This window comes from Rhodobacteraceae bacterium Araon29 (genome assembly GCA_039640505.1).
Classification (GTDB): Bacteria; Pseudomonadota; Alphaproteobacteria; order Rhodobacterales; family Rhodobacteraceae; genus CABZJG01.
Genome location: CP046865.1, coordinates 687,681 through 701,224 on the forward strand (window position 1 = coordinate 687,681; position 13,544 = coordinate 701,224).

The following is a 13,544-nucleotide window of genomic DNA, read 5'->3' on the forward strand; positions in this document are numbered from 1 at the left end:
TGCAGGAATGGAGGGACGCATGATCCATAAGAACTGGGCAGAATTGATCAAGCCAGCGCAGCTGGAAGTGAAGCCGGGAAATGAACCCACCCGTCAGGCGACTGTTGTCGCAGAGCCGCTAGAGCGCGGATTTGGACTAACCTTAGGCAATGCTTTACGCCGCGTACTGATGAGCAGCCTACAAGGCGCAGCAGTCACCAGCGTGCAGATTGACAATGTGTTGCATGAGTTTTCATCGGTTGCCGGTGTGGGCGAAGATGTGACCGACATTGTTTTGAACCTAAAGGGCGTTGCTCTGCAAATGGAAGTCGAAGGGCCAAAGCGTCTAACTGTTAGCGCCAAAGGCCCTGCGGTTGTCACTGCGGGCGATATTTCCGAAAGCGCGGGTATTGAGGTTTTAAATAAGGACCATGTTTTGTGCCATTTGGATGATGGTGCCGATCTGTACATGGAACTGACCGTTAATACGGGCAAAGGATATGTTTCTGCGGATAAAAATAAACCGGAAGATAGCCCCATTGGACTGATCCCAATTGATGCGATTTATTCACCGGTCAAGCGGGTGTCATATGATGTTCAACCGACCCGTGAAGGTCAGGTTTTGGATTATGACAAGCTAACAATGAAACTGGAAACAGATGGATCTGTCACACCTGATGATGCAGTGGCTTACGCAGCGCGCATTTTGCAAGATCAGCTGTCAATCTTCGTGAACTTTGAAGAGCCAGAAGCTGCTGGCCGCCAAGATGACGATGATGGGCTAGAGTTTAACCCGCTTCTGTTGAAAAAGGTTGACGAGCTGGAACTATCTGTGCGCTCTGCTAACTGCCTCAAGAACGACAATATCGTTTATATTGGTGATTTGATTCAGAAAACCGAAGCAGAGATGCTCCGCACCCCCAACTTTGGCCGCAAATCTTTGAATGAGATCAAAGAAGTGCTGTCGGGCATGGGACTGCATCTTGGCATGGATGTCGAAGACTGGCCGCCAGATAATATCGAAGATCTGGCAAAAAAGTTCGAAGACAACTTTTAAAATTTGGCCTGACCAAGTTGCTTTTGGTCGGGCGAATTCGCACCTCCGCGATACTGACGCAATACCGACGTCATACCGCAGTGCGAAACTGGGCAATCCCGCCCCAAGGAGAGTGGCTGACACGCATCGGCTGCCGGACAAAGAAAAATAAATATTAGGAGATAAAAATGCGTCACGCAAAAGGGTACCGCCGGCTCAATAGGACCCATGAACATCGTAAAGCTCTATGGGCAAACATGGCTGGTTCATTGATTGAGCATGAGCAAATAAAGACAACGTTACCAAAGGCTAAAGAGCTGCGGCCGATTGTCGAAAAACTGATCACACTTGGCAAGCGCGGTGATTTGCACGCCCGCCGTATCGCGGCATCGCAGCTGAAAGAAGATCAATATGTCAGCAAGCTTTTTGATGTTCTCGGCCCACGCTACAAAGAACGTCAGGGCGGCTATGTGCGTATCCTGCGTGCTGGTTTTCGCTACGGCGATATGGCCCCAATGGCCATTATAGAATTCGTTGACCGCGACCCAGAAGCCAAGGGAGCAGGTGACAAAGCACGGGTTGCAGCCGAAGAAACGCTCGAAGACTAAAGCCCTCGTTTTAAACGGTAAAATGAAACCATTGCAGCTGTCTGCGAGGGTTTTTGCATTATTTGGGAAATGGCTGGCTTGTCATATGTATTCCAAACCTCCATATCTGAAACAGTATAATAGGAGGTGGCGGTGATCCAGCGTTGTATTAGTTTAATTTTGATTGTGGTTTTGGGCGGGCCTTTTGCAGCAAATGCTGATACTCAAGTGCCGTCTTCAAAGTCTGAAATTACTTTAAGTTTTGCGCCACTGGTGAAAAAATCTGCGCCGGCGGTGGTAAATATCTATGCACAACGCGTAATCGAAGCCCGTATCAGTCCTTTTCAAAATGATCCCTTTTTTGGCAATTTTTTCAAAGATTTTGGGAACAGACGCCCACAGGTGCAAAACTCACTAGGATCAGGTGTTATTCTGAGTAAAGACGGCATTGTGGTTTCAAATTATCATGTTGTTGCCGGTGCTACCGACATTCGGGTTGTGTTAAACGATGGACAGGAGTTTTCTGCCAAACCGCTTTTGAGTGATGAGCAAAGCGATTTAGCGGTTCTTAGAATCGACACACCAGCACATCTTCCGTTTTTGAATTTAAGGGATAGTGAAACAGTCGAAGTTGGTGAGTTGGTGCTGGCGATTGGCAACCCGTTTGGAGTTGGCCAAACCGTCAGCAGTGGTATCGTTTCAGGCCTTGCACGTTCTGGGGCTGCTCAGGGCAGTGGTCGGGGTTACTTTATTCAAACCGATGCTCCGATAAACCCAGGCAATTCTGGCGGCGCATTGGTTGATACCTCAGGGCTGTTGATAGGGATAAATACCTCTATTTTAACGCGTTCAGGAGGATCAAACGGAATTGGATTTGCCATTCCAGCCAGCTTAGTGCGCCAGTTTGTGCTGCAAGCCAAGGCCGGATTTAGCGGGTTTCAAAGACCTTGGGCAGGTATGTCTGGGCAACCCTTAACTCCAGACCTCGCAAAGGGGCTGGGTCTTGATCTGGCGGCTGGCATGGTCATTATAGCCTTGCACGAGCTTAGCCCCTTTCGCGTTGCCGGTTTTAAAGTTGGGGATGTGGTGGCTGCAATTCAGGGTCAAGCTGTCACAACGCCGGCTGAAATGATGTATCGCTTATCGGTTGCAGGCATTGGGACGCATGCGGATGTCACACGAGTGAACTCCGAAGGGCGCACTGATATTTTGGTTGAGCTTGCCACTGCCCCTGAATATCCACCGAGGGAAATCATTGAATTTGATCGCCGTAGTTTCTTTCCGGGGCTCATTATCAGTTCGATTAATCCTGCTGTTCAGGCAGAATTGCAATTGCCGTGGGATAGCAAAGGGTTCATTGTTATTGAACCGGGTCCATTAGCGGTGCGCATTGGGTTGAAAACAGGTGACATCATCCGTGAAGTAAATGGACGAAAGGTACAAACGGGCAATGATATTGATGATTTTCTTGGGGAAAATAACCGCCGTGGAGAAATCTTAATTCAACGTGGATCCCGCCAAATTAAGTTAAGGTTTCGACTGTGAATGATCTATTCGAAACCTCTGATCAAGCCGATATTAAACTTCAGCCGCTAGCAGAGCGGTTGCGGCCAAAATTAGTTGATCAAGTTATTGGCCAGTCCCAAATTCTTGACGCTGATGCACCACTAGGCGCGATGTTGGGATCGGGCAAACTTGGTTCGATCATCTTCTGGGGCCCGCCAGGGGTTGGCAAAACGACTTTGGCGCGACTATTGGCAGATCAAACAAACCTGCATTTTGAACAGATTAGTGCTATATTTACGGGTGTTTCGGACCTGAAACGTTGTTTTGAAGCAGCTAAAATTCGGGCTAATAATGGGCGTGGGACCTTGTTGTTTGTGGACGAAATCCACAGGTTCAACAAAGCCCAGCAAGACGGATTTTTGCCCTATATGGAAGATGGTACTATTCTGTTGGTTGGTGCAACCACCGAAAATCCATCATTTGAATTAAACGCTGCGCTCTTGTCCAGAGCGCAAGTGATGGTGCTTTCACGGCTATCAGAGGCAGAGCTTGGTGATCTTCTGAAAAGGGCGGAAAAGGAATTGGGTGTCAGTCTTCCGATCAGTGATAAAGCGCGCCCGATGTTAATTTCCATGGCGGATGGTGATGGCAGAGCCTTGATCAATTTAGTCGAACAAATTGCTAGTTGGCAGTTAGACGGCGAATTAACTTTGGATGATCTACAAAAGCGGTTGACGCGAAGAGCATCCAAGTACGACAAATCTGGAGAAGAACACTATAATCTGATTTCGGCACTTCATAAATCTGTCAGGGGATCTGACCCTGATGCTGCAATTTATTGGCTTGCCCGCATGTTTGAGGGTGGCGAGGATCCACGCTATTTGGCGAGAAGAATTCTGCGAATGGCTGTAGAGGACATAGGGCTTGCAGACCTAGAGGCGCAAAATATTTGCATACAGGCTTGGGAAACATATGAGCGCCTTGGTAGCCCCGAGGGTGAGCTGGCGATCGCTCAGGCTGTTATATATTTGGCTTTGGCGCCTAAATCCAATGCTGGTTATGTTGCTTATAAAGCCGCTCGCTCATTGGCCAAGACATATGGATCAGAGCCGCCACCCTTGCATATTCGAAATGCCCCCACCGCGCTGATGAAACAGCAAGGATATGGGGAAGGGTATGCCTATGATCACGATGCAGAGGACGGGTTTTCGGGGCAGAATTATTTTCCGGATCAACTGGACCGTCCGTCTATTTACCAACCAGTTGAACGAGGGTTTGAACGTGAATTGCAAAAACGGGTTCAATATTTCAACAAGCTGCGTGAAAAGCGTAACCCAAAGCCCTAAGCCTTAGCTTGACAAATTCGCGGCAAAGATTGATGGACTGCCCATGAGTTATTTAATAGTTTCTATGGGCGGTGCTATTGGGGCTTTGCTACGTTTTGTAGTGGGGCAGCATGTGGCATTTCCTTTTGGCACTTTATCGGTCAATATTACTGGCTCATTTTTAATGGGATTGGGCTTTGTCTGTCTGGCGTCGCGGTTTGACGACCGTTTGACCTTATTGCTCATGACTGGTGTGCTCGGTGGTTTCACCACATTCTCGGCATTCTCGCTTGACGCTTTCCGCCTTTATGAGGCAGGGCGCGGTCTGTTTGCTTTGGGCTATGTCGGTGTAAGCGTTATTGGGTCTTTGGCCGCAGTTATGTTGGGAGTACAAATAATGCGGGTGGTAACGTCATGAGCGGAGTTGAGCATATTGTCGTTTCCCCAGAGGATGGGGGCCAAAGACTGGACCGCTGGCTCAAGCGTAGGTATGAGTTTGTTGGCCAAGCGCGCATCGAAAAAATGTGCCGCAAGGGTGAGCTGCGTATTGATCGCTCACGTTGTAAAGCCGCAAGTCGCATAGAAGTGGGTCAAGTGATACGTATACCCCCGATGCCTCAGGAAAGTGGCTCGGATCGGCCGATCGAACCGCGGGTAATTTCATCAGAGGATACCAAGCTCATACAGGCAGCAGTGATCTATAAAGATGATTATCTGATTGTTTTAAATAAACCGGCTGGTTTGCCAACGCAGGGCGGCAGTAAACAAAAGCGCCATGTGGATGGCATGTCCGAGGCATTGCGTTTTGGCAATGAGGAAAAGCCAAGATTGGTGCACCGGCTGGATAAGGATACCTCTGGGGTTTTAGTAATGGCGCGGACGCGCAAAGTTGCGCAAGCTCTTACCGAAGCCTTCCGCCATCGCGAAACGCGCAAAATTTACTGGGCGGCTGTGGCGGGTGCACCAAGCCCTAAAATGGGCACTATCAAATATGCCTTGAGAAAAGCACCCGGGCGAAGCAGTAGGGGAGAGGGTGAAAAGATGCAGTGCATTCATCCTCGAGATTTGGCGCAATTCGACGATGCAAAGCGGGCAACAACTGACTATGCCGTCGTAAATGAGCTGGCAAAACGGGCAGCATGGGTAGCTTTATCACCGATCACAGGCCGAACCCATCAATTGCGGGTGCATATGGCAGAAATTGGGCATCCCATTATTGGCGATGGAAAGTACGGTGGTTCAGGGCAAGAAAACCTTGGTGATGGCTGGGGTGCACAGTTAGGCGGAGACATAAGCCGCAAGCTCCATCTTCATGCCCGATTTATTTCTTTTCAACATCCTGCAACACGCAAGATTGTAAGTTTTACTGCCACGTTGCCCCGCCATATGTCAGAAACTTGGTCTACTTTTCAGTGGGTTTTGAATGACGTACCTAATGATCCATTTGAGGTAGTATAGTCATTGGACGCAGAACAATACCTAGTATTGTTTGATGTCGATGGCACTTTGGTTGATAGCCAATTGCAAATCATGGATGCAATGAAGGACGCATTTATGGCAATAGATCATCCAGTGCCAACACGTCAGGATATCCTATCCATTGTTGGGCTTTCCCTGCCAGATGCATTTTCTCAATTACTCACAAATAAACCGCAACACATCCAAGAACGGTGTGCCGAAATCTATAAGTTGGCCTTTGCAGAAGCGCGCGCCAAAGGAGCAAAGCCCCAATTTTATATGGGTGTTTATGAGGTATTAGCTGAATTGTATAGACACCCAAATTATATCCTTGGGATTGCAACTGGAAAATCGCGTCGGGGTTTGAATGCCTTGCTTGACAGCTACGAGATTGCGTCTTGGTTTGCCACGGCGCAAGTTGCGGATGACCATCCTTCTAAACCAAATCCATCAATGATAAAGACAGCTATGAGAGAGGCTAATGTTGACCGAAATTGCACTGTTATGATCGGGGATACGAGTTTTGACATAGACATGGCAAAATCAGCAGGAGTTTTTGCAATTGGCGTCGGTTGGGGGTATCACCCACACACCAAACTGGCCGCAGCAGATATGCTAGTCCATCAGGCGACTGATTTGTTGGGCGCAATAGAAAACCTATTGAGAGAGTGAAAAATGTCGGAATGGAAGCCAAAGCGGTTTTGGCAGGATGTTTCAATTTCAAAAGTTGGAAATGGTTATTCTGTTTTATTAGACGGCCGGGGGGTTAACACCCCGGCAAAAGCCCCCCTCATTTTGCCGACGCTACAATTGGCAAAGGCAATTGCCGCAGAATGGAGTGCCCAAGGTGAAGTTCTTGATCCCGCAGCTATGCCCTTCACCGGGGCTGCAAATGCGGCTTTGGATAAAGTGACAGATCAATTTCAAGAAGTCGCTGAGTTGGTTTCAGCCTACGCAGAGACAGATCTATTTTGCTATCGAGCAGAGGCACCGCGCGAGCTTGTCGAAAGGCAACAGAGGGCTTGGGATCCAATGTTGAACTGGTCAAGAGATGCTTTGAATGCGCCGCTGAATATAGCCCATGGGGTTATGTTTATCCACCAACCACTGCAATCGATCAAGGCGTTACGATGTTGCATAAATAAATTTAATCCGTTTGAGTTGACGGCTCTTTATGATTTGGTTGGTTTGTCAGGATCATTAGTGGCGGGACTTGCGGTGGTTGAAGGTCATGAAACCCCAGAGTCAGTTTGGGATATTTGTCAAGTTGATGAAATCTGGCAAAAAGAACAGTGGGGTCAGGACGAAATAGCGGAAGAGTTGACGCGAGGCAAACGCACGAAATTCTTGCAAGCTTTCAATTTCTACACATCTTTGGGTTGAATTTGGCCATTTTGCAATAAACTTGGTTTATTTTGTCTGGCTCAAACATGAATTTAAAGAATAGATTACTTGACGTTCTGTCATAATTTTGACCAAAGTGGAACACTGTGTGGAGGGAATTCTGTCTATTCAAATACAAATTGAAAGAAGTCCCCATAATCGGAGCACTGGAAGGAAGATGTTTTGAATTTCAGTGTCAATGAACCTATGGTTCAAACCAACAGCTTCAAATCAGAGGCTGAAAATCAGGAAGAGGGTAAAATGAAAAAATCTTTTGTTCTTGGCACGCTGGCCGTCGCAGGCCTGGCAGCCGGTGCAGCAGCGGCAGGTACGTTAGACGACGTAAAAGCGCGCGGCACATTGAACTGCGGCGTTTCAACCGGTTTGGTGGGCTTTGCAGCCCCAGATGCCAGCGGTGAATGGAGCGGTTTTGACGTAGGCGTTTGTCGCGCCGTAGCGGCCGCAGTTTTGGGCGATGCCCAAGCGGTTGAGTTTGTTCCAACCACTGGTAAAACACGCTTTACAGCTTTGGCTTCTGGCGAAATTGATATGCTGGCGCGGAACACGACTTGGACCTTTAGCCGTGATGTCGACCTAAAATTCGAATTTGTCGGCGTAAACTACTATGACGGTCAAGGCTTCATGGCTCCTGCGGATCTGGGCGTTTCATCAGCTGCAGACCTTGATGGTGCCACTGTTTGTATCCAAACTGGAACCACGACAGAGTTGAACTTGGCAGACTTCTTTCGTTCAAACAACATGAGCTACGAGCCAGTTCCAATCGAAACCAATGCAGAAGCACAGCAACAGTATCTGGCTGGCGCCTGTGATGTTTTCACAACTGACGCATCTGGTCTGGCTGCAACCCGTGCAACTTTTGAAAACCCAGGCGATCACGTTCTGATGCCTGAGATTATCTCAAAAGAGCCTCTTGGTCCTCTTGTGCGCCATGGCGATAACAATTGGGGTGATGTAGTCCGCTGGACACTTAACGCTCTGATTACTGCAGAAGAGCTTGGTGTGACATCTGCAAACCTTGAAGAGATGTCAGCTGGCACCAATAATCCTGAGATCAATCGCCTTTTGGGTACAGAAGGTACACTTGGCGCGATGCTTGGTCTTGATGGTGACTGGGCCAAACGGGCAATCATGGTTGGCGGCAACTATGGCGAGTTGTTTGAAGCCAACATTGGTGAAGCGACACCAATCGGTCTTGCACGAGGCTTGAACGCTCAGTGGACAGATGGTGGTTTAATCTACTCTCCACCTTTCCGTTAAGTTAAAATTATAGAGGGCGCGGTATTTACCGCGCCCTTTCTTCAAAACTAAAGCCTGCTTGCGGTGTGCAAAAAGATTGGCTGAACCACAGGGATCATATTTATGGCGACTTTAACCGACCCTGAGAAGGTGTCGTTTAAGCTTTCGATGCTTCTCTACGACACACGGTATCGATCTATGACCATTCAGGTCATTGCGATGATTGGCTTTGTAAGCATTGTCTTTTGGTTGATTTCAAATACAATCACCAATCTTAATAATTTAGGGCAACCAGTTGAGTTTGGTTTTCTTTTTGAACCGTCGAGTTATGACATCAACCAAAGGCTGGTTGAGTATAATTCGCGAGACTCGCATCTAAGGGCCTCTTTTGTGGGTGTTTTGAATACGCTGGTTGTAGCGTTTTTAGGGTGCATCACTGCAACAATCATCGGAGTTTTTGTAGGCATCGCTCGCCTGTCAAAAAACTGGCTCGTTGCTAGGATTATGACTTTTTACGTCGAAGCTTTTAGGAACGTCCCTGTTCTGCTGTGGATTGTTCTGGTTATGGCCGTCCTGATTGAAGGGTTACCTGCGCCGAAAGCCTTTCGGGGTGAAAATGCTACGGCTTCTTTAGAGTTGTTTGACAGCGTAGCCGTTACCAATCGAGGCGTATATGTCCCCGAACCGCTTTTTTCTAACGGCATTGGCGATGTGGCACTCTTTGGCCAATCCAGCTTGCGGTTTAGCGTGAGTCTTGATCTTTTCCTAATAATTGCAGTTCTTATCGCATCTTTTACTGTGTCGGCTTGGATAAAAAGACGGGCGAACAGGATACAAGATGCAACGGGCGATAGGCCGACCACTTGGTATCTAAGGTTTGGTGTCGTTATTTTGCCGATTGCATTTGTCTTTTGGATGCTTGGATTCCACTTGGGATACCCAGAACTAAAAGGATTTAATTTCAAAGGTGGAACCCACCTTCGCAACTCACTGATTGCTCTTTGGCTAGCGTTGTCGTTGTATACTGCCGCGTTTATCGCCGAGATCGTCAGAGGAGGCATCTTGGCAATCTCAAGGGGGCAAACTGAGGCGGCAGCTTCTTTGGGACTGCGCCCAAATCGGATTATGAATCTTGTGGTATTGCCACAAGCATTGCGCGTGATCATACCACCTTTAATATCAAACTACCTAAACCTGACCAAAAACTCGTCGCTAGCGATTGCGGTTGGTTATATGGATGTAACTGGAACACTAGGTGGCATTACGTTGAACCAGACGGGCCGAGCATTAGAGTGTATCCTTCTACTGATGTTGGTATATCTTGCGATCTCACTTTCTATTTCGGCTGTAATGAACTGGTATAACAATAGTGTTAAATTGGTGGAGCGGTGATATGAGTGATAAGGCTTTCGTCCGGCGTGAAATCATTGATGAGCAAACACCTCCATTAACGGCTTTTGGATTGGTAGGTTGGCTCCGAGAGAACCTGTTTTCAAACTGGCTTAATGCAATTTTGACATTTATTTCGCTCTATTTTATCTGGTACGTTCTGTCAGGCGTAGTGCCTTGGATATTCCTTTCAGTATGGAATGCCGGTTCTTTGTCAGAATGCCGAGAAATAGCAATCGAAACTTGGGGAGATAGCCATGGTCATGCCTGTTGGGCGGTGATCAACGATCGATGGATCCAGCTTTTGTTTGGGTTCTATCCTTCCGAGCTCTACTGGCGACCTATTTTAGCTTTTATTTTATTGTTGATTTCGCTTGCGCCGGTGCTTTTTACGGGTGCACCCAAAAAGATTTTCTATCTGACTGCGGTGTATCCCTTTTTGCTGCCTTGGTTAATGTGGGGTGGATCCGTGTGGGTATCTGTGTCGGCTCTTTTGGGGTTCGCCGTAGGATATGCCATTATTCGCTACACGTCTGAAATCGTGGGGCAGTTAGGCTCGGTTATACTGTCGATTATAGGTGCAGTAGTTTGGTGGCTGTACATTGGCCCCATACTTCTTTCACAGGGTATAGGAACGATCTTACCACTCGCTTTAGAACCAGTCATAAGCCGCGACTTTGGTGGATTTATGCTGGCTCTCCTAATCGGTGTTGTTGCGATTGGGTGCTCATTGCCAATCGGAATTGTGCTTGCTTTGGGACGGCAGTCTGACCTGTTGATCCTAAAAACAATTTCAGTTTGGTTCATTGAGTTTATTCGCGGGGTTCCTTTGATCACTCTGCTTTTTGTTGCCTCGACCTTGCTGAATATTTTCATGCCTCCTGGAACCAATTTTGACATCATTCTCAGGGTTATGATTATGGTAACGCTCTTTGCCTCTGCCTATATGGCTGAAGTCATTCGGGGGGGGCTGGCTGCCTTACCGCGAGGGCAGTTTGAAGGGGCTGACAGCCTCGGTTTGAACTACTGGCAAGCGCAGCGGCTTATTATTATGCCGCAAGCCCTTAAGATTTCTATCCCAGGAATCGTGAGCACCTTTATTGGCGTATTTAAAGATACCACTCTGGTTTCAATTATCGGATTGATGGACCCATTAGGGCTGTCTCAAGGTATTCGCGCCAACGCTGAATGGAATGGCATCTACTGGGAACTGTTCGCTTTTATTGCGTTCCTGTTCTTTATCGTGTGCTTTTTAATGTCTCGTTACTCAATGTATCTAGAGCGCAAGCTCCAAACAGACCACCGCTAAGGAGATCAAGAAATGTCTGATCTAGCAATTGATCGTGAAGTTGACCGCAGCCAGATGCAAGTGTCTGATGAAGAAGCGATCCAAATTACTGAAATGAACAAATGGTTTGGCACATTCCACGTGCTTCGCGATATTAACCTTACCGTTAACAAAGGTGAACGCATAGTAGTTTGTGGGCCATCAGGATCTGGAAAATCAACTTTAATCCGATGTATTAATGCACTAGAAGAGCATCAACGGGGCAGGATAATTGTTGATGGCACTGTTTTGTCTTCTGATTTGAAGAATGTTGATAAAATTCGCTCAGAAGTCGGTATGGTTTTCCAACACTTCAATCTTTTTCCTCACCTTACAATCCTGGAAAACTGTACGCTGGCTCCGATCTGGGTGCGGAAAACACCTAAAAAAGAAGCTGAAGAGACCGCAATGCACTTTCTGGAAAAAGTCAAAATTCCAGAGCAGGCTCTAAAATATCCTGGCCAACTTTCAGGAGGCCAGCAACAGCGCGTTGCGATCGCTCGCTCGCTCTGTATGCGCCCTCGCATCATGCTGTTTGATGAGCCAACATCAGCTCTTGATCCAGAAATGATTAAAGAGGTTCTCGATACCATGATCGAGTTAGCTCAGGATGGCATGACTATGTTATGTGTCACCCACGAGATGGGTTTTGCAAGACAAGTCGCAAACCGTGTGATTTTTATGGACCAAGGACAGATTGTTGAGCAAAATGAACCTGAAGAATTCTTTAATAATCCACAATCTGAAAGAACCAAGCTGTTCTTGAGCCAGATATTGGGTCACTAAATTACTTCCCTAAGCCATTGATATAAAACTTGGCTTAGGGAAACGCTCCAATTTCTGATGAATTTCTCTAAGCATTTAAACTACTCTCACCAGTAGGTGCATTTAGAGCTATCCGCTTTCTGAAAAACTTTCTGCAAAATAGTGAAATAATTCGATATCTGGTGACCAAAAATCTGGATCCAGACCTGCCTTTGCCTTTAAGCCTCTAAGGAACTTTTCCGGCGTCTCTAGGCTTTGCCAAACCATTGGTAAAAAGGTTCCTTGGTTTCTCCCAAAGCGTAAAATCATGCCGCTAACACTTGGTTGCAGTTGGTTTAAGGCTTCAATTTCATCTTTGACCTTGATTTTAGACGCATGGCTAAGGACAGAAATTTTAATCTCTAGGCATTTTAGTTCTGAAATTTTTTGAACAGGTTTGAATCTGTGATCGCCAGTTGCAGCTTTGATTGCATTCTTGGCGATGTCTTTTACGAGAGGTTGAACTGATTTAAGGGATCCAATGCAGCCGCGCAGTCTGCCTTGGTCTTGAAATGTGACGAAAGATGGCATGTGGGTTTGTAGCGGGGTATCAAAGGTATCTACTGCGATATCTGGTGGGTGTCCTTTTCTTAAAAAGCTAGAAGTCGCTTGGCGTGCGATATTTAGCATCTTGTCGCGATGCTTTTGGTTCAAAATATGGGCCCTTGGAGGATAGAAGGCCCATGCGCCATAACCGACCACACGTGAGCTATCTTTTGTAACTGTGGCGCTATCGTCACTGGAAAGCTGCAAGGGGCGCGCGCTACGGCCAAGCCCTGAAATCAAAAATCCACGGATAGCAGCATGTCCACAAGCCAAGTTCCCATTCAACTCGCTACTCTGTCCTGTTTCAATTAATTTAGCTACCTTTTGATGCAAACTGGAGGCAATTTCACGTGGATGAAAGTGGCTTAAATCGCTTGATAGAACAAAGAGTACTCTGCCTTCACATTGCTGATGAATGTAGTCGATCAAATGCGCCACTTTTTCCGTAGATGTATGTCCCAGTACGACTGGCAAGACTCTAGAGTGACGAAAAAAACGATTTATAAAAGGTATTTGTGTCTCGATCCCATGCTCAGCATGATGAGCATGATCAAACAAAGTGGCCATGCCATGCTTCACAATACTTGCTCGCATCTTAGCATCAATCAGTATAGTTTCATCGCCCCATTCGAAACCATCCTGACTGCACAGAGAAATTCCCTCAAAAGCAACTTTGTGAGCAGGAGATAAGATAACTATCAATGAGTGTTTGTGTCCATGACACGTTGAATATGCGTCGGCTGCTAGTTTTCCAGAAAATTGATAGCCGGCATGTGGTGCAATAATTGCGACAGGTCTAGACTTGTTCAGGCTATTTGAAATATTTGAACGTAAACAAACTCGTTTTATTTGGGCATTCAACTCGTTAGGTTCGCTCGGAAAAAAAGACCCAGCACATTTCAGGGAACGAAAATTCATTTAATAGCCTATAAGATAAATTAGTATAG

At 46.9% G+C, this 13,544-nt stretch carries 13 protein-coding genes; 12 read left to right on the plus strand and 1 reads right to left on the minus strand.

What is annotated here, in order from left to right; all coding sequences use genetic code 11:
* Positions 1–19: 19 nt before the first annotated feature.
* From GN278_03200 to GN278_03255, 12 genes are all read left to right on the plus strand, one after another.
* The gene (locus tag GN278_03200; protein ID XAT59917.1) at positions 20–1,036 is read left to right on the plus strand and encodes a DNA-directed RNA polymerase subunit alpha; all 1,017 of its coding nucleotides are present in this window, start codon (positions 20–22) and stop codon (positions 1,034–1,036) included.
* 167 nt (positions 1,037–1,203) lie between these two features.
* Entirely contained in the window at positions 1,204–1,623 is a 420-nt protein-coding gene (gene rplQ, locus GN278_03205; protein ID XAT59918.1) for a 50S ribosomal protein L17, read from the plus strand.
* A 135-nt stretch (positions 1,624–1,758) separates the two neighbouring features.
* Positions 1,759–3,147 (plus strand): trypsin-like serine protease, encoded by a 1,389-nt coding sequence (locus GN278_03210; protein XAT62518.1) that lies wholly within the window; start codon positions 1,759–1,761, stop codon positions 3,145–3,147.
* The gene (locus tag GN278_03215) at positions 3,144–4,454 is read left to right on the plus strand and encodes an AAA family ATPase (protein ID XAT59919.1); all 1,311 of its coding nucleotides are present in this window, start codon (positions 3,144–3,146) and stop codon (positions 4,452–4,454) included. Before GN278_03210 ends, GN278_03215 begins: the two co-directional genes overlap by 4 nt.
* Before the next feature lie 64 nt (positions 4,455–4,518).
* Positions 4,519–4,851, plus strand: coding sequence for a fluoride efflux transporter CrcB (crcB, locus tag GN278_03220; GenBank protein XAT62519.1), 333 nt, complete (start codon positions 4,519–4,521; stop codon positions 4,849–4,851).
* Positions 4,848–5,891, plus strand: a complete 1,044-nt coding sequence (locus GN278_03225) for an RluA family pseudouridine synthase (protein ID XAT59920.1) — start codon at positions 4,848–4,850, stop codon at positions 5,889–5,891. Before crcB ends, GN278_03225 begins: the two co-directional genes overlap by 4 nt.
* 3 nt (positions 5,892–5,894) lie before the next feature.
* A complete protein-coding gene (locus tag GN278_03230; GenBank protein ID XAT59921.1) occupies positions 5,895–6,563 on the plus strand; it encodes an HAD-IA family hydrolase in 669 nt (222 codons plus the stop codon).
* A gap of 3 nt (positions 6,564–6,566) precedes the next feature.
* Positions 6,567–7,274, plus strand: a complete 708-nt coding sequence (locus tag GN278_03235; GenBank protein XAT59922.1) for an ATPase — start codon at positions 6,567–6,569, stop codon at positions 7,272–7,274.
* A gap of 261 nt (positions 7,275–7,535) precedes the next feature.
* Positions 7,536–8,552, plus strand: coding sequence for a transporter substrate-binding domain-containing protein (locus GN278_03240; GenBank protein XAT59923.1), 1,017 nt, complete (start codon positions 7,536–7,538; stop codon positions 8,550–8,552).
* 102 nt (positions 8,553–8,654) lie between these two features.
* Positions 8,655–9,923, plus strand: a complete 1,269-nt coding sequence (locus GN278_03245; GenBank protein XAT59924.1) for an ABC transporter permease subunit — start codon at positions 8,655–8,657, stop codon at positions 9,921–9,923.
* A 1-nt stretch (position 9,924) separates the two neighbouring features.
* Positions 9,925–11,229, plus strand: a complete 1,305-nt coding sequence (locus GN278_03250) for an ABC transporter permease subunit (protein ID XAT59925.1) — start codon at positions 9,925–9,927, stop codon at positions 11,227–11,229.
* Between the two features lie 12 nt (positions 11,230–11,241).
* On the plus strand, positions 11,242–12,033 hold the full coding sequence (locus GN278_03255) for an ATP-binding cassette domain-containing protein (protein ID XAT59926.1): 792 nt from the start codon (positions 11,242–11,244) through the stop codon (positions 12,031–12,033).
* Positions 12,034–12,141: 108 nt separating this feature from the next.
* Here the strand turns inward: GN278_03255 and amrB are convergent, their stop codons facing one another.
* Positions 12,142–13,515, minus strand: a complete 1,374-nt coding sequence (gene amrB, locus GN278_03260) for an AmmeMemoRadiSam system protein B (GenBank protein XAT59927.1) — start codon at positions 13,513–13,515, stop codon at positions 12,142–12,144.
* Between the last annotated feature and the right edge of the window lie 29 nt (positions 13,516–13,544).

Excerpts from the sequence above, each read along its gene's own strand:
- GN278_03245 (XAT59924.1), top strand. The coding sequence starts at position 8,655 with ATGGCGACTTTAACCGACCCTGAGAAGGTGTCGTTTAAGCTTTCGATG.
- GN278_03225 (XAT59920.1), top strand. The coding sequence starts at position 4,848 with ATGAGCGGAGTTGAGCATATTGTCGTTTCCCCAGAGGATGGGGGCCAA.
- amrB (XAT59927.1), bottom strand. The coding sequence starts at position 13,515 with ATGAATTTTCGTTCCCTGAAATGTGCTGGGTCTTTTTTTCCGAGCGAA.
- GN278_03250 (XAT59925.1), top strand. The coding sequence starts at position 9,925 with ATGAGTGATAAGGCTTTCGTCCGGCGTGAAATCATTGATGAGCAAACA.
- GN278_03255 (XAT59926.1), top strand. The coding sequence starts at position 11,242 with ATGTCTGATCTAGCAATTGATCGTGAAGTTGACCGCAGCCAGATGCAA.
- GN278_03235 (XAT59922.1), top strand. The coding sequence starts at position 6,567 with ATGTCGGAATGGAAGCCAAAGCGGTTTTGGCAGGATGTTTCAATTTCA.
- GN278_03200 (XAT59917.1), top strand. The coding sequence starts at position 20 with ATGATCCATAAGAACTGGGCAGAATTGATCAAGCCAGCGCAGCTGGAA.
- GN278_03240 (XAT59923.1), top strand. The coding sequence starts at position 7,536 with ATGAAAAAATCTTTTGTTCTTGGCACGCTGGCCGTCGCAGGCCTGGCA.
- rplQ (XAT59918.1), top strand. The coding sequence starts at position 1,204 with ATGCGTCACGCAAAAGGGTACCGCCGGCTCAATAGGACCCATGAACAT.
- crcB (XAT62519.1), top strand. The coding sequence starts at position 4,519 with ATGGGCGGTGCTATTGGGGCTTTGCTACGTTTTGTAGTGGGGCAGCAT.